The following is a 15,317-nucleotide window of genomic DNA, read 5'->3' as shown; positions in this document are numbered from 1 at the left end:
CAGCTTTACCTGTACGAAAAAAAGAGTAGAGTGGCGCGCCTTCCGTTCCGTCCCACAGTGCTTTATGAAGTTTCGCTCAGTATCACCTGCTGTTACCGATACCCTCCAGACTGTTACCGCACCCAAGCGGTTTTCCTTGAAAGTCGCGCTGTGGCTACTCGACAGCCCGCGCCTGGGGCATAACACCAACGTTAAGCACTTCGCCGGGCGCCTGCTCAAGCAGCCGGCCCGTGAAGGTGTGGTCGCGGCCCAGAGCCGCCTGGGGCAATTGATGTGCCGCGAATGCGGGAGTGCCCGTGACCGTCGCATCGGCCACGACCTGCTGCGCTCGGCCGCCCGCGCCGGCGATGTGCAGGCCCGGCGCGAACTGGGTCAGGTCGAAGACTGAGCTGTCCTCGAGCCCCGCGCTTGGTTAACCTTGCTCTTTTTCGGTGATGGCAGACATGGCTATGGCTTTTGACTGGACCAGTATTGCCCTGGGCCTTGCGGGCGCCGCGCTGCCCTTACTCGCTGTGTGCTGGCAGCTTCAACGGCGTTTGAGCGCGCGCATGGCCGGCTGGGAGTTGCTCGAAGAGCGCCTGGCCATGGCGCAACTGGCCCAGGAAGGCCTCATTGCCCAACTGGAAGCCAGCCGCGATGAAATCAGCGATCTGAGCCAGGCCAATGCCGCCAAGCAAGCCGACCTGGCAGCGCTGCGTCGCGAAGTCGAACTGCTGCAGATCGACCGCGACAACGCCCGCGATGCCGCCCACGCCTGGAACCTCGACCGCAGCGCCAAGGAAACCGAACTGCGTCGCCTTGATGCATTGGCGGCCGCCCTGCGCGCCGAGCTGCGCGAGCAGCAGGAGAGCCACCAGCAACGCCTGGCCGACCTGCAGGGGTCACGCGATGAGCTGCGCGCCCAGTTCGCCGAGCTGGCCGGCAAGATTTTCGATGAGCGCGAGCAGCGCTTCGCCGAGACCAGTCAGGAGCGCCTGGGCCAGTTGCTCGATCCATTGAAGGAGCGCATCCAGTCCTTCGAAAAGCGTGTGGAAGAGAGCTATCAGAACGAGGCGCGCGAGCGTTTTTCCCTGGCCAAGGAACTTGAACGCCTGCAGCAACTGAACCTGCGTCTGTCCGATGAGGCCACCAACCTGACCCGTGCGTTGAAGGGCCAGAAAACCCAGGGTAACTGGGGTGAGCTGATTCTTGAGCGGGTGCTGGAGCACGCGGGGCTGGAGAAGGGCCGCGAGTACCAGACCCAGGTCAGCCTCAAGGGGCCGGACGGCGAGCGCTTCCAGCCGGATGTGCTGATCATGCTGCCCGGTGATAAACAGGTGGTGGTGGACTCCAAGGTCAGCCTGACCGCGTACCAGCAATACGTCGCCGCGGAGGACGACGTGATCGGCCAGGCGGCCCTGAAGCAGCACGTGCTGTCGCTGCGCAACCATGTCAAAGGCCTGGCCGGCAAGGACTATAAACGCCTGGAAGGCCTGCACAGCCTGGATTTCGTGCTGTTGTTCGTACCGATCGAAGCGGCGTTTTCCGCCGCGTTGCAAGCTGAGCCCAACCTGTTTCAGGAAGCCTTTGATCGCCATATCGTCATCGTCAGCCCCACCACGTTGCTGGCGACCCTGCGGGTGATCGACAGCCTGTGGAAACAGGAGCGCCAAAGCCAGAATGCCCGCGAAATTGCCGAGCGTGCCGGTTGGCTGTACGACAAGTTCGTGCTGTTTATCCAGGATCTGGATGAGGTGGGCAATCGTCTGCAGCAATTGGATAAAGCCTACAGCGCGGCGCGAAACAAGCTGACAGACGGACGCGGCAATCTGGTCAGCCGTACCGAGCAATTGAGGTTGCTCGGCGCGCGTGCGAGCAAAAGCCTGCCGACGGATCTGCTGGAGCGTGCGATGAGCGACTCGGATGGCGTGGCGCACCTGCCTGAATGAACGCCCCGGCGCAAACCCGGCCTACAACGGCAAGTGCCGATTTAATAATGCACGCAACGCCGCGGGCTTGACCGGTTTGGCCAGGTAATCCAAACCCGCCGCATGCACTTCGGCCACGCTCTCCGGACGGCCGTCGGCACTGATGACCACGCCTGGAATCGGCTCGGCCAACTGCGCGCGCAGCCAGCGCATCAACTCGGTGCCGGTTTCACCATGATCCAGGTGGTAGTCCACCAGCGCCAGTTGCGGGCGCACCCCCTCGGCCAGCAGGGCGGCGCACTCGGCCTGGTCCTTGGCCGTCCATACCTCACATCCCCAGCGGTTGAGCAGGCTGCGCATGCCAATAAGAATGCTTTCTTCGTTATCCACGCACAGCACCTGCGCGCCGCTCAGTGGCAAACCGTTTTCCAGCGCCGCCTGGGGCTGCGCGATGGCCTGGTTGCGCGCCAACGGCACGCTTACGCTGAACACGCTGCCTTTGCCCGGCCACGAACGCACGCTCAAGCGATGGCCGAGTACGCGGCACAGGCCGTCGGCGATCGCCAGGCCCAGGCCCAGACCTTTTTCCGCGCGGGTCTGGTGGCTGTCCAGGCGCTTGAATTCCTCAAAGATCACGCTCTGTTTATCCGGCGGGATGCCCGGACCGCGGTCCCATACCTCCAGGCACAATTGGCTCCCGCGCCGGCGTACGCCCAGTAGCACCGGGCCGTCTGCATAACGGAAAGCGTTAGTCAGAAAATTCTGCAGGATGCGCCTCAGCAATTTAATGTCACTGTCCACCCGCAGGCGGCTGCCGCGCAGGCGAAAGCGCAGGCCCTGCTCCTGGGCCAGCGCCTTGAATTCGGCGCCCAGGGTATCGAACAGCTCATTGAGCACGAACGGTTGGCGCTGGGGTGTGATCTTGCCGTTTTCCAGGCGAGAAATATCCAGCAGGTCGCTGATCAGGTCTTCTGCCGAGCGCAGCGAACTGTCCAGGTGCTGCACCAACTGACGGGCCTCGTCGGAGAGTCCGTCGCTCTGGTGGGACAGCGCGGCGGAGAACAGGCGCGCGGCGTTCAACGGCTGCATCAAGTCATGGCTTACCGCCGCCAGGAAGCGGGTTTTCGACTGGCTTGCGGTTTCGGCCACCCCTTTGGCATCGGTCAGTGCCAGGTTGAGTTGGGACAGTTCATGGGTGCGTTCGACCACGCGCTGCTCCAGGCCCTCGTTGGCCTCCGTCAGCGCCTGTTCAGCTTCGCGGAACGCGGTGATATCGGTAAAACTCATGACAAAGCCGCCACCGGGCATTGGGTTGCCGATCAACTCGATGACGCGGCCGTTCGGAAACAAGCGTTCGGAGGTGTGCGCGCGGCCCTGACGCATCCAGTGCAGGCGGCGCGCCACGTGCACTTCGGCTTCGCCCGGTCCGCACAGGCCGCGTTCGGCGTTGTAGCGGATGATATCGGCAATCGGCCGGCCCACGCTGATCAGGCCCTCGGGGTAGTTGAACAGCTCCAGGTAACGCCGGTTCCAGGCCACCAGCTTGAGCGACTGATCCACCACGCTGATGCCTTGGGTGATGTTCTCGATGGCGCCCTGCAGCAGGGCGCGGTTGAACTGCAAGACTTCCGAGGCTTCGTCGGCGATGCGCACGACGTCCTCCAGCTGCATGTCCCGACCTTCAATCGCGGCTTTCACCACCGCGCGCGTCGAAGAGGCGCCGAGCACGCCCGCCAGCAGGCGTTCGGTGTGGGCGATCCATTCATTGTCGGCATTCTGGTTGGGGTTGAAGCCTTTGCCCTGGCGATACGCAAACCGGATAAAGCTCTGCTGGGCACGTTCCTCACCCACGAACCGCGCGGCCAGGCTGAGCAGGTCGCTGATCTGCACCGAGAGCATCGAACGGGCACTGGCGCGTTGACTGATTTCCTGGCCAATAAAGCGTCCGGCCTGCCAATGCTCTGACACCCGTGTGCGCGACAGCATCGAAACCCAGACGAACAGCGTGAAGTTACCCGCGAGTGACAGCACGGTGCCCAGGGTCAGTGAAGTCACGGACAAGCCCAGCGGGTGGGAATGCATCCACGTCAACCCAGGGAAAAGGCTTAAGGACCATCCCAGGCTTTTCGCGGTGACCGGTAGGACCAAGGTGTAAAACCACAGGAACGTCCCTGCGGCGAGGCCGGCAAATACACCACGCCGGTTCGCCTGCTTCCAGTACAACGCGCCGAGCATGGCCGGCGCCAATTGAGTCACGGCGGCGAAGGCGATCTGGCCGATGGTCGCCAGACTCGCGGTGGACCCCAGCAGGCGATAACTGACGTACGCCAGTAGCAGGATGATCACGATGCTCACCCGGCGTACCGACAGCATCCAGTGGCGGAATACTTCGAACGGCCGCTCGGCGCTGGAGCGGCGCAGCAGCCAGGGCAGCAGCATGTCGTTGGACACCATGGTCGACAACGCGATGCTCGCCACGATCACCATGCCGGTGGCCGCCGATGCGCCGCCGATAAACGCCAGCACCGCCAGCGCCGGGTGCGCCTCGGCCAAGGGCAGGCTGATCACGTAGGAGTCCGGCAGCACCGAGGCGGGCAGCAGCATCTTGCCACCGAGGGCGATGGGGATCACGAACAGCGCGGCCAGCACCAGGTAGGCCGGAAACACCCACTTGGCCAGGCGCAGGTCCTGGGGTTCGATATTTTCCACCACGGTCACGTGAAATTGCCGGGGCAGGCAAATGATCGCCATCATTGCCACGCCGGTCTGCACCACCATCGATGGCCAGTTAACGGTCTCCTGCCAGTATTCTTCCAGGCGTGGCGCAAGCATCGCCTGGTCGACCAGGTCACCGAAACCGTCGTACAGGCCGTAGGTCACGAACGCGCCCACTGCAAGAAAAGCGAACAGCTTGACCAGGGATTCAAAGGCAATGGCCAGCACCATGCCGCGATGGTGTTCGGTGGCGTCCAGGTTGCGCGTGCCAAACACGATAGTGAACAGCGCCAGCACCAGCGACACCACCAGCGCCGTGTCCTGGGCCCGCGTGCCGGTGGTGTCGGCACCGGCGCCGATCAACAGGTTAACGCCCAGCACAATGCCTTTGAGCTGCAAGGCGATATACGGCAGCACGCCCACCAGACAGATCAGCGCAACCACCACCGCCAGGGATTGGGATTTGCCGTAGCGCGCCGCGATAAAGTCAGCGATGGAGGTGATGTTTTCCTGCTTGCTGATCAGCACCATCTTTTGCAGCACCCAGGGTGCCAGCACCAGCAACAGCACCGGTCCCAGGTAGATGGGTATAAAAGCCCACAGCTGCTCGGCCGCCTGGCCGACAGCGCCGAAGAAGGTCCAGCTGGTGCAATAAACGGCCAGCGACAGGCTGTATACCCAGGCACGCATGCGCGGCGGCAAGGGCGCGCGACGACGGTCACCGTAGAAGGCGATGGCAAACATAATGGCCATATAGGCCAGGGCAACGGCGGCGATCAGCCCGCTGGACAGCGTCATGGGAACTCCGAGCAAGGGAACACCCGGGCATTCCAGGCCCGGTGGGACAGTCTCGCATGATGCCTGGGGTTAGTCAGTGTCGACCAAGGTCGTGTGGGATCTTATGTCGCAGGCGGCGATCAGCGCGGCGGCAGGGTTTTCTGGCGCAGGATATAGATGCTGACCACCACCGCGCTGGTCAGCATGAAACCGCGTGCCCAGGGCAGCGGCACCAGATAGCAGGAGAGGCCGATGCTCAGCCACATCAGGCCGATGGCGTAGACCTTGCCTTTGAGCGGTATGCCATTGCCATCCAGGTAGTCACGGATCCACGGGCCCAGGCGCGGGTGCTCCACCAGCCACTGGTAGAAACGCGGGGAGCTTCGTGCAAAGCAGGCGGCGGCAAGCAAGAGGAATGGGGTGGTCGGTAGCACCGGCAGGAAAATGCCGATTACGCCCAACGCCACGCTCAGCCAGCCGATGGCCAGCAGCGCGTAGCGCAGGAGCGGCGAGCGCTTGCCCATGGGTGTCACGGGCAAGCGACTCAGTGGTGACGAGGCTTGAGGATCGCCGGTTTTTCGTCAGGAGCGTTGCACAGCAGGTACAGGGCGGTGAGGGCTTCCGGAATCTGTACGATCATGTCGTCCATCAGGTTGGCGTCGGCAGCGATGTCGGAAAATTCCGCCTCTTCTTCGAACAGGCCCGAACCGACCATGATCGGCAGCAGCATCTCGCTGACCTCTTCCTCGGCGGTTTCGAACCAGGCGGCTTCGCGCAGGAACACCCCTTCCATGAAACCGATGCACCAGCCGCGCAGGTCGGAGTCGTCCGGGTCGTCGCCCAGGTCCAGCTCGCACGGCAGCTCGAACTCCTCGTCGGACGCCAGTTGGCGACCGATGTGGGCCTTGAGGGCCAGCAGGGTAGATTCGATTTCTTCGCGTTGGGCGGCATCGGCGTAGTGCGGTTCTTCGGCAAACAGCGCGTCGATCCATTCGCGGTCCGGCACAACCTCGGAACAGATGGACAGGGCGGTCAGGTAGCCGTGGGCGGCTACATAGTCCAGCGCCTCCTCATGCAGCTCATCGGCGTCGAGGAAGGCTTGCAGGCGGGTTAGTTGCTCAGCGAAGGACATGAAGGACTACCTTGGGGATAAACGATGCTGAATTCTAGGCGTTCTTGCGCCCGCAGGCCAGCCGCCATGCATATTTGCCCGGTTTTAAAGACGGGCTGCAATTCGTCAGTGGCGCCCTTTGGCGGATGACGCTCGGGTATACTGCCGCGTTTTGTGATGCCCCTGCCGGCCTGGTTGCCACCCGAGAAAACTTCGCTTACGGATTATTTCCCGTGACACCGGTTTTTTTCGGCCAGCCTGTACAGAGGGTTTCGGTACTTTTTTGGAGTTCTACATGCTCGAGCAGGCTCAACGCGTCCTCAAGGACATCTTCGGCTACGACAGTTTTCGTGGCCGTCAGGGTGCGATCATTGAGCGCGTGGCCAGTGGTGGCGATGCCCTGGTCCTGATGCCTACCGGCGGCGGCAAATCGTTGTGCTTCCAGGTGCCGGCGCTGTTGCGCAACGGGCTGGCGGTGGTGGTGTCGCCGTTGATCGCCTTGATGGACGACCAGGTGGCGACCCTTGAGGAACTCGGCGTGGCCGCCGCATCCCTGAACTCCACCCTCAGCGCCGAGCAGCAACGCGACCTGGCCGCGCGGATCAAGCGTGGTGAAGTCAAAATGCTCTACCTCGCTCCTGAGCGCCTGGTGCAGCCGCGCATGCTGGCGTTCCTGCAGAGCCTGGAGATTGCCTTGTTCGCCATTGACGAAGCGCACTGCGTATCGCAATGGGGCCACGATTTCCGTCGCGAATATTTGCAGCTGGGTCAGTTGGCGGAACTGTTCCCCGACGTGCCGCGCATTGCCCTGACGGCCACTGCGGATAAGCGTACCCGCGAAGAAATCGTCGAGCGCCTGCACTTGCAGAACGCCGAACGCTTCCTGTCGAGCTTCGACCGCCCGAATATCTTCTACCGCATCGTGCCCAAGGAGCAGCCGCGCAAGCAGTTGCTGGCATTCCTGTCCGAGCGGCGCAGCGATGCGGGCATCGTCTACTGCCTGTCGCGTAAAAAGGTCGATGAAGTTGCTGCCTTCCTGTGCGAGCAGGGCTACCCGGCATTGCCTTACCACGCCGGCCTGCCAAACGACCTGCGTGCCTATCACCAGAAGCGCTTCCTCAACGAGGAGGGCCTGATCATGGTGGCGACCATCGCGTTCGGCATGGGGATCGACAAATCCAACGTGCGCTTCGTGGCCCACATGGACCTGCCCAAGTCGCTCGAGGCCTATTACCAGGAAACCGGACGTGCCGGCCGAGATGGCCTGCCGGCGGATGCGTGGATGGTCTACGGCCTGCAGGACGTGGTGATGCTCAAGCAGATGCTGCAGAACTCCGAAGGCGATGAGCGCCACAAGCGCCTGGAGCAGCACAAGCTCGACGCCATGCTTTCGCTGTGCGAGGAAACCCGCTGCCGTCGTCAGACCTTGCTGGCCTATTTCGACGAAGACATGCCCGAGCCTTGCGGCCATTGCGATAACTGCGTGGACGGCGTGCAGACCTGGGACGCCACCGAACCGGCGCGCCAGGGCCTGTCGGCCATTTATCGTACCGGCCAGCGTTATGGCGTGGGTCATCTGGTGGATGTGTTGCTGGGCAAGGACAACGAAAAGATTCGCAGCTTCGGCCATGAAAAACTCTCGGTGTACGGCGTCGGCAAAGCGCGCGCAGAAGGCGAGTGGCGCTCGTTGTTCCGGCAGATGGTCGCTCGCGGCCTGGTGGACATCGACCTTGAAGGGTATGGCGGGCTGCGCCTCAACGACAGTTGCCGGCCGCTGCTCAAGGGCGAAGTGAGCCTGCAATTGCGCCGCGACCTCAAGCCGCAGACCACCGCCAAGAGCAGCACCAGCCAGGCCAGCCAATTGGTGCGCGGGGAAGAGCGCGAACAGTGGGAAGCCTTGCGCACCCTGCGGCGCAAACTGGCGCAGGAACACAGCGTGCCGCCCTATGTCATCTTTCCCGACTCCACCTTGCTGGAGATGCTGCGCGAGCAGCCCACCACCCTGGCGGAAATGGCGCGTGTCAGCGGCGTGGGGGCGCGCAAGCTGGAGCGCTATGGCCAAGCCTTCCTTGAAGTACTCGGTGGCCAGGCCGAAGCGCCCAAGGAAGTGGCCGACATTCGCCATGAATTGATCAGCCTGGCCCGTGCGGGCATGACCCCTATCCAGATCGCGGGGCAGTTGCAATGCTCGGAAAAAAACGTCTACACCTTGCTGGCCGAATCCATTGGCAAGCAGCAGCTGTCCCTGGAGCAGGCGCTTGATTTACCGGAAGATTTGCTCGGTGAAATACAGGACGCTTTCCTCGACGGCGAAGGCGAATTGCCACCGGTGACGGAGATTGCACCGTTGTTTACCGGCCGCGTGCCTGAGGGTGTTCTGTACTGCGTACGCGCCGCTTTGCAGTCGGAATTCGAAATTTAGTGTGCCAATTACGACAATGTAACGAATCAGTACATGGCCACTCTTGCCTATGGGCAAGGCTCATGCTTAGCTGACTAATAATTAGCCACATTTTATTTTCAGTCTAAAACATGAGTTTTTTATGCCGTTAACCGATCAACACCGTTTTGGCATGCAACTGGCGCAAATGTCCCGAGGTTGGCGCGCCGAACTGGACCGCCGTTTGGCGGGGCTGGGCCTGTCACAGGCGCGTTGGCTGGTGCTGTTGCACCTGGCCCGTTTCGAGGAAGCGCCCACTCAACGTGAACTGGCGCAAAGCGTCGGGGTGGAGGGGCCGACCCTTGCACGACTGCTCGACAGCCTCGAAGGCCAGGGCCTGGTGCAACGCCAGGCTGTGCTGGAGGATCGACGTGCCAAGCGCATCCTCCTGTGCGACAGCGCGCGGCCGTTGATCGATCAGATTGAAACCATCGCCACCGCCTTGCGCCATGAACTGTTCGTGGGCGTGGATGAGGCGGACCTGCGAGTGTGCATGCGTGTGCACGGGCATATTCTGGCGAATCTGGAAAAGTCCTGAGCCTCAGCAGGCCGAGCTTGTTGTGGTGAGCCCGCTCACCACAAATAAATAGCTTGCCGAGCCCTTAAAAGGTCTGCCCCAGGTTCAGGTAAACCGCTCTCTGGTTGTCATCGTTAAACCCGTAACTGAAATTCAGCGGCCCCAACGGCGTGTCGAAGCCCAGGAAAATACTGGCTGCGTTGATGTAACCGCTATCAAATTCATTGTCATTGTTCCACGCCCGTCCGCGCTCCAGCGATGCGCCCAGATACAGCGGGAAATCCAGCGGCAAGTACGAGCGCGGTGTCAGCCGGCGGTAGTACACCGCGCGCATCAGGCTGATGTTCTGCCCCGAAATCGCGTCCTGGCGAAAGCCTGAGAGCTGCCGCGCGCCGCCGAGCAGGAAGCTGGAAATCACCACGTCCGAATCGTCCAGAGTGCGTCCGTAGCGCCCGCCCAGCACCAGGGTGTCCGGGCCGTGGCTCATGGCTTTGTCCAGCTTGAATTCCCATTGGCGGTAGCGCTGGTCCGAACCCAGGCCGGGTTCGAATTCGCGGTAGGCCAGGCCGATGTCCTCCCCCGTGTGGGGGAAGTACACGTTGTCCAGAGAGTCGAAGGAGTATTTCAGTTCGTAGAAACCCTCGTTGAAGCTCACGCTCGGCAGGTCGCGGTCGCCGATGCGCACGTCGGCCTGGCCCCAGGCCTCGCCGATGCCGAAGCGGATCTCGCCGCTGTTGCCGATCTGCCGTCCCACATTCAGGCCAAAACCGTAGCGTTCCAGGCGGTATTCGGAGATCGGGTCGTTGTCCATGATCAGCTCCACGTTCTGCGCCTGGGCACTGATATACGGCGCGACGAAGTACCGCGAGCCAGCGTCCATCGGTTGGTAGAACTCGCTGTACAGTTCCTGGCGATCGCCGATCTGCACCCGCGTCAGCCATTCCGCGCCGAGGCGGTTGATACCATTGACGCGGTAGCTGGCGCCGAGGTTGAAGGCGCTGTCGCCACGCATGTCATCCGACAGGTTAAGCCCCAGGCGCAGGTAGTCGGTGCCGCTGCGTTTGCCGCGCGCGCTGATCACCAGGGTGTTGTCCTGGCCTTTCTTGATGACGCGGTACTGCACCTGGTCGAAATAATCCAGGCCATACAACGTGCCCATGTCGCTTTGCAGGCGCCCTAGATTGAGCGGTTCGCCCAAGGCTTGGCGAATGTAATAGCGGATCACATCGTCACTGACTTTCGAGTCGTTTTCCACGCGGATGGCGGTGATCACTGGCGTGCGCTCACCCGGCGTACGTGCGGCCACCAGTTGCGGGTCAACCGGCGCAGCGGGGCGCAGGTGTGCCAGGCGCACGTCGAGGGCGCGGGTGGCGCGGTAACCGGCGTCGATCATGTCCTTGGCGCGACCGAAATCGGTCACCCCGTAGGCAGCCAACGGCGGTTGGATCAACACGTCCCTGGGTTGCAGGGCCTTGAGTTGTTCTTCGGAATTGCGCCGGGTCATCAGCGTGATGGACTGGTTGAGCACATCCACCACCGTGGCCAGTTGCTTGCGAGCGCGCAGCGGCGTGCCGATGTCCACCACGATGGCGATATCCACGCCCATCTCCCGCGCGACATCCAGCGGGATGTTATCGGTCATGCCGCCGTCCACCAGCAACCGACCGTCCAGCTCGACCGGCGCGAACACCGCCGGGATCGACATACTCGCGCGGATCACCTTGGGCAAATGGCCCTTGCGGAAGACGACTTTTTCGCCGGTGGTGATATCGGTGGCCACCGCGCGGAAAGGGATCGGCAGTTTGTCGAAGTCGCGGGTGTCGCTGCTGTGGGCGAACATGCTTTCCAGCAGCAGCGCCAGGTTCTGGCCCTGGATCACCCCCAGCGGCAGGCCGAGGCTGCCGTCGTCGCGGAAACTGAGCTTCTGCTTGACCAGGAAATCGCGGTCATCCTGCTTGCGGCGAAACGGCACATCTTCGCGCGGCGGCGCGTCGGACAGCGCCTGTTGCCAATCGATGTTGAGCGCCAGTTTTTCCAGCTCGTCGATCTTGTAGCCGGAGGCATACAGCCCGCCGATCACCGCGCCCATGCTGGTGCCGGCGATCGCGTCGATCTGGATACCTTGCTCTTCCAGGGCCTTGAGCACACCGATATGCGCCAAGCCACGGGCGGCGCCGCCGGACAGCACCAGGCCGACCTTTGGGCGTGGTATGTCGACGGCGTGCGCGAGGAGGGGCAGCAGACACAGGAACAGGCAGGACAACAGGCGGCGCATCTTGATCTCGGGGCTGGACGATAAAGGCGGCTATTATAGCCACCCGATCCTCCGCGCCCGTCATGCCAGGAACCTGTCAAATTATGTCTTCGATCAAACCCGAGGTCGTCATCACGTATTGCACCCAATGCCAGTGGTTGCTGCGCGCCGCGTGGCTGGCCCAGGAGCTGTTGAGCACATTTGCCGATGACCTGGGCAAAGTCTCGCTGGTGCCTGCAACCGGTGGGGCGTTTCAGATCACCTGCGACGGCGTGCAGCTCTGGGAGCGTAAAGCCGATGGCGGTTTTCCCGAAGCCAAGGAGCTTAAAAAGCGCGTACGTGACCAGATCGACCCGGCGCGCGACCTTGGCCACAACGACCGGACGCAATAAAAACGGTCACCGCAGCGAACGGCACGGCGACCGTGATTGCTATTTGGCGGTCATCTTTTGCTTGATGAAGCCGACCACCCAGGTCAGCACCAGGCCACCGACACCGCCGCCGGCGATGTTGCCGCCGATGGCCGCGACATCCAGCGGTTCGCCGCCTGAGGTGCCGGTCAGCGCGGCGACGACCTGGCCCAGCAGCAACCCGCCGACGCCACCGAGCAGCGTGTTGAGCCCGGTCCCCAGGCTCTGTTTGGTCATGCCGGCGATATTGCCGCCAATGATGCCGCTGATGATCTGAACCAATACATTGATGAGCATTTCCATGATCAATTCCTGCGTAGCGTTAAGGGAGCGACCCCGCGCCGGCAGCAATGGCGGAACATGCCCTGGCTGTCGTCGAGGAATCGATATCCGTTGAACGACGACAGACTGTTGCGGATGCCAGGAGTATAGATCAGGCGGCTGCGGTGGGCTGTTTTGCCGGGGCGGCGCTGCCCATCAGGCCGGAAATCACGATCGCGACGATGATCAACGCACCGCCCAACAGCATGCGCAGGGTAGGGGTTTCGGCAAACAGCAGCCATGCGGCGGTGATGCCGTAGACCGGCTCCATGGCAAACACCACCGACGCCGTGCGCGCCTTGATGACCGCCAGGCTCGCCACGAACAAGCTGTGGGCCAGGCCGGTGCAGAACACCCCGAGCAGGCCGATCCACAACCAATCCAGCGCGCGCACATCCGCCAGGCCCGGAGCCGCCACCGGCAACAGGCACACCGCTACCACCAGGTTCTGGCACAGTGCCGCCTGCACCGCCGGGATGCGCCCGGAGCCGGCACGGTTGTTCAACGACAACAGGGAAAACAGCAAACCCGAAGCGATGCCCCAGAGCAGACCGCCCGTGGCCTCGCTGGCCAGGTTGAAGTCGGGTGTCACCAGCACCAGGCCGACTGTGACCAGCACCACGAGCAGCCCTTCGTTGGCGCGGATACGTTCGCGAAAAATCAACCCTTCCAGGATCACGGTGAAGGCCGGGAACGCGGTAAAGCCCAGCGTCGCCACCGCTACGCCCGCCACCTTCACCGCGATAAAGAACGTTACCCAGTGGGCCGCCAGCAACACGCCGCTGAGCAGCAGCCGCCGCCCATCGCGGCGCTCAAGGCGCTTCCATGGGGTGCGGCTGGCGAACCGGGCGAACATCGCCAGGGCAAGCACCGCGAACAGCGCCCGGCCGAATACGATGATCGCCGGCGAGGCAGCCGCCAGTTTGCCGAATACGCCGGTGAGGCCAAACATCAATGCGCCGATATGCAGGGCGCCCAGGGCTGTGCGGGGAGTCATTGCGATCCTTCAAACCACGAGAGTGACAGCTCGCAGTCTAGTGGCTTGGGGTGGCGGGCGTCTGTCGTGGGGCTCGCGCGTTTTAGCGCAGGACTCGCCCTATGACGAGCGCCGCAAGGTTCCGGGAGACGCGCCGAACTCACGCAACATGGCGGCCGCGAATGCGCTTTGCGAGGCATAGCCGACGCGCTCGGCGATTTCACCGATGGGCAGCGCCGTGTCCTGCAGCAGGCGCCGTGCCTTGTGCAGGCGACGGCTGCGGATGTAGTCCATGGGCGTCTGACCGCACTCGGCGACAAATCGCGCATGCAGGCGTGCCACCGACAGGCCGGCGATGCGCGCCAGGTCGGCCACCTGCAGAGGGTGCGACACGTGCCGCTCGATATGCGCATTGAAGGCTGCATAAGGCAGGCGTCGACCTGGCACGGGCTGGACCTGCGGATGGTTGAGGCTGGCGAGCAGCAATACCGCGCCTTGCTGCACCATCAGCGGGTCGTCCACCGGGCTCTGGGCGAGCCACTGCACCAGCTGGTGCTGGCGGGCATCCAGGGCCAGGCGCGCCGGCTGGTCAAGCAGCCGGCGGCTGGCGTCCGCGTGCTCGCCCAGAGACTGCACTACCCAGTGTTCGGTGGGTACGTCCAGCACCAGGCAGCGACTGCCATCGCGACTGCCACAGGCATGGTGGGCGGAGTAGGGCAGCACCATCACGCTGCTCTCGCGCACCTGGCTGCCATGACCATCGACCTCCAGGTCCAGATGGCCGGACAGCCCGAACACCAGTTGCGCATGCTCATGGCTGTGGGCGATGGGCGCTTCGAGGTAGTGGCGTAGGGTGAGGGCCGGTCTCATCACGGTCTCCTGGGCGGCGAGGCGCCAGTCTACAACGCATCGCGGGCGCCGGTCGCTGTCATCAGACTGACCCACACTTGTCATGGGGCATTAACCGCCATGGCGCAAGCTCGCGAAAACACCGTCGAGGGATGCCCATGACCAGTGCCGAGTTCGCCAAGCCCAGCCGCAAGCAACGGGTGCGTACCCTGTGGATTTCCGATGTGCATCTGGGCACCCGGGATTGCCAGGCTGAACATCTCTCGCAGTTTCTCAAGGGCTACCATGCCGACAAGGTCTATCTGGTGGGCGACATTATCGACGGCTGGAAAATGCGCGGCGGCATGTACTGGCCCCAGGCGCATACCAACGTGATCCGCCGTCTGCTGACCATGGCCAAGCGTGGCACTGAGGTGATCTACGTCACCGGCAACCACGATGAATTCCTGCGCCGTTATTCCAAGCTGATCCTGGGCAATATCCAGTTGGTCGACGAAGCCGTGCATGTGACCGCCGATGGTCGCCACCTGCTGGTGATTCACGGCGACCAATTTGACGTGATTACCCGTTATCACCGCTGGCTGGCGTTTCTCGGCGACTCGGCCTACGAATTTACCCTCACCTTGAACCGCTGGTTAAACCACTGGCGCGCGCGCTATGGCTATGGCTACTGGTCGCTGTCGGCGTACCTCAAGCATAAGGTCAAGACGGCGGTGAGTTTCATCAGCGATTTTGAAGAAGCGATCGCCCACGAAGTGACGCGGCGTGAACTGCATGGGGTGGTGTGCGGGCATATCCACCACGCGGAGATTCGCAAGGTGGGCGAGGTGGATTACCTCAATTGCGGGGACTGGGTGGAGTCGTGCACGGCGTTGATTGAACATTGGGATGGCAGTATCGAGTTGTATCGATTGGCGGATGCCCAGGCCAAAGAAGCGCAACTGAAGGCCGAGGTGGCTCAGGCACACATTCTGTAACTTCAGATCGCCATCGGGGGCAAGCCCCCTCCCACATTTGTGGGAGGGGGCTTGCCCCCGATG

The 15,317-nt window shown here is 62.7% G+C and carries 13 protein-coding genes; 6 read left to right on the top strand and 7 right to left on the bottom strand.

What is annotated here, in order from left to right:
• Nucleotides 1-64: 64 nt before the first annotated feature.
• Both QRN10_RS05330 and QRN10_RS05325 read left to right on the top strand, forming a co-directional pair.
• Nucleotides 65-388, top strand: coding sequence for an SEL1-like repeat protein (locus tag QRN10_RS05330; RefSeq protein WP_181075909.1), 324 nt, complete (start codon nucleotides 65-67; stop codon nucleotides 386-388).
• 175 nt (nucleotides 389-563) lie between these two features.
• Nucleotides 564-1,928: a DNA recombination protein RmuC gene (locus QRN10_RS05325; RefSeq protein WP_285428013.1), complete on the top strand. Its 1,365-nt coding sequence runs from the start codon at nucleotides 564-566 to the stop codon at nucleotides 1,926-1,928.
• A 21-nt stretch (nucleotides 1,929-1,949) separates the two neighbouring features.
• On the opposite strand, the gene QRN10_RS05320 is transcribed toward QRN10_RS05325, so the two are convergent.
• The 3 genes from QRN10_RS05320 to QRN10_RS05310 form a co-directional block, all read right to left on the bottom strand.
• Complete coding sequence (locus QRN10_RS05320; RefSeq protein ID WP_285427962.1) at nucleotides 1,950-5,420, bottom strand: hybrid sensor histidine kinase/response regulator; 3,471 nt, start codon at nucleotides 5,418-5,420, stop codon at nucleotides 1,950-1,952.
• A gap of 119 nt (nucleotides 5,421-5,539) precedes the next feature.
• Nucleotides 5,540-5,923 (bottom strand): YbaN family protein, encoded by a 384-nt coding sequence (locus tag QRN10_RS05315; protein ID WP_181076170.1) that lies wholly within the window; start codon nucleotides 5,921-5,923, stop codon nucleotides 5,540-5,542.
• Nucleotides 5,924-5,943: 20 nt separating this feature from the next.
• Nucleotides 5,944-6,531, bottom strand: a complete 588-nt coding sequence (locus QRN10_RS05310) for a UPF0149 family protein (protein WP_253508779.1) — start codon at nucleotides 6,529-6,531, stop codon at nucleotides 5,944-5,946.
• Between the two features lie 274 nt (nucleotides 6,532-6,805).
• Here QRN10_RS05310 and recQ point away from each other — a divergent pair, with 274 nt between their 5' ends.
• Nucleotides 6,806-8,932 carry a DNA helicase RecQ gene (gene recQ / locus QRN10_RS05305; RefSeq protein ID WP_181075903.1) on the top strand — a complete coding sequence of 709 codons (2,127 nt, stop codon included), beginning with the start codon at nucleotides 6,806-6,808 and terminating at the stop codon, nucleotides 8,930-8,932.
• A gap of 121 nt (nucleotides 8,933-9,053) precedes the next feature.
• Nucleotides 9,054-9,488, top strand: a complete 435-nt coding sequence (locus QRN10_RS05300) for a MarR family transcriptional regulator (protein ID WP_181075901.1) — start codon at nucleotides 9,054-9,056, stop codon at nucleotides 9,486-9,488.
• A gap of 64 nt (nucleotides 9,489-9,552) precedes the next feature.
• Here QRN10_RS05300 and QRN10_RS05295 read toward each other — a convergent pair whose 3' ends face one another.
• Complete coding sequence (locus QRN10_RS05295) at nucleotides 9,553-11,742, bottom strand: patatin-like phospholipase family protein (RefSeq protein ID WP_285427961.1); 2,190 nt, start codon at nucleotides 11,740-11,742, stop codon at nucleotides 9,553-9,555.
• 83 nt (nucleotides 11,743-11,825) lie between these two features.
• Between QRN10_RS05295 and QRN10_RS05290 the strand changes: the two genes are divergently transcribed.
• On the top strand, nucleotides 11,826-12,113 hold the full coding sequence (locus QRN10_RS05290) for an Rdx family protein (RefSeq protein WP_181075898.1): 288 nt from the start codon (nucleotides 11,826-11,828) through the stop codon (nucleotides 12,111-12,113).
• Nucleotides 12,114-12,152: 39 nt separating this feature from the next.
• Here the strand turns inward: QRN10_RS05290 and QRN10_RS05285 are convergent, their stop codons facing one another.
• From QRN10_RS05285 to QRN10_RS05275, 3 genes are all read right to left on the bottom strand, one after another.
• Complete coding sequence (locus QRN10_RS05285) at nucleotides 12,153-12,434, bottom strand: hypothetical protein (RefSeq protein WP_181075896.1); 282 nt, start codon at nucleotides 12,432-12,434, stop codon at nucleotides 12,153-12,155.
• Between the two features lie 130 nt (nucleotides 12,435-12,564).
• Nucleotides 12,565-13,449: a DMT family transporter gene (locus QRN10_RS05280; protein WP_253508773.1), complete on the bottom strand. Its 885-nt coding sequence runs from the start codon at nucleotides 13,447-13,449 to the stop codon at nucleotides 12,565-12,567.
• Between the two features lie 99 nt (nucleotides 13,450-13,548).
• Nucleotides 13,549-14,298: an AraC family transcriptional regulator gene (locus QRN10_RS05275; protein ID WP_285427960.1), complete on the bottom strand. Its 750-nt coding sequence runs from the start codon at nucleotides 14,296-14,298 to the stop codon at nucleotides 13,549-13,551.
• Nucleotides 14,299-14,435: 137 nt separating this feature from the next.
• On the opposite strand from QRN10_RS05275, the gene QRN10_RS05270 reads away from it, so the two are divergent.
• Nucleotides 14,436-15,254 carry a UDP-2,3-diacylglucosamine diphosphatase gene (locus QRN10_RS05270; protein WP_253508770.1) on the top strand — a complete coding sequence of 273 codons (819 nt, stop codon included), beginning with the start codon at nucleotides 14,436-14,438 and terminating at the stop codon, nucleotides 15,252-15,254.
• Nucleotides 15,255-15,317 lie beyond the last annotated feature (63 nt).

It is taken from the genome of Pseudomonas sp. lyk4-R2A-8 (genome assembly GCF_030209095.1).
Taxonomy (GTDB): domain Bacteria; phylum Pseudomonadota; class Gammaproteobacteria; order Pseudomonadales; family Pseudomonadaceae; genus Aquipseudomonas; species Aquipseudomonas quebecensis.
This window is presented reverse-complemented; position numbering and strand designations above follow the sequence as displayed.

What these genes read in the sequence shown, in the direction of transcription:
- QRN10_RS05275 (WP_285427960.1), bottom strand. Translation starts at nt 14,298, where the DNA reads ATGAGACCGGCCCTCACCCTACGCCACTACCTCGAAGCGCCCATCGCC.
- QRN10_RS05320 (WP_285427962.1), bottom strand. Translation starts at nt 5,420, where the DNA reads ATGACGCTGTCCAGCGGGCTGATCGCCGCCGTTGCCCTGGCCTATATG.
- QRN10_RS05310 (WP_253508779.1), bottom strand. Translation starts at nt 6,531, where the DNA reads ATGTCCTTCGCTGAGCAACTAACCCGCCTGCAAGCCTTCCTCGACGCC.
- QRN10_RS05270 (WP_253508770.1), top strand. Translation starts at nt 14,436, where the DNA reads ATGACCAGTGCCGAGTTCGCCAAGCCCAGCCGCAAGCAACGGGTGCGT.
- QRN10_RS05295 (WP_285427961.1), bottom strand. Translation starts at nt 11,742, where the DNA reads ATGCGCCGCCTGTTGTCCTGCCTGTTCCTGTGTCTGCTGCCCCTCCTC.
- recQ (WP_181075903.1), top strand. Translation starts at nt 6,806, where the DNA reads ATGCTCGAGCAGGCTCAACGCGTCCTCAAGGACATCTTCGGCTACGAC.
- QRN10_RS05280 (WP_253508773.1), bottom strand. Translation starts at nt 13,449, where the DNA reads ATGACTCCCCGCACAGCCCTGGGCGCCCTGCATATCGGCGCATTGATG.
- QRN10_RS05330 (WP_181075909.1), top strand. Translation starts at nt 65, where the DNA reads ATGAAGTTTCGCTCAGTATCACCTGCTGTTACCGATACCCTCCAGACT.
- QRN10_RS05300 (WP_181075901.1), top strand. Translation starts at nt 9,054, where the DNA reads ATGCCGTTAACCGATCAACACCGTTTTGGCATGCAACTGGCGCAAATG.
- QRN10_RS05315 (WP_181076170.1), bottom strand. Translation starts at nt 5,923, where the DNA reads ATGGGCAAGCGCTCGCCGCTCCTGCGCTACGCGCTGCTGGCCATCGGC.
- QRN10_RS05290 (WP_181075898.1), top strand. Translation starts at nt 11,826, where the DNA reads ATGTCTTCGATCAAACCCGAGGTCGTCATCACGTATTGCACCCAATGC.
- QRN10_RS05285 (WP_181075896.1), bottom strand. Translation starts at nt 12,434, where the DNA reads ATGGAAATGCTCATCAATGTATTGGTTCAGATCATCAGCGGCATCATT.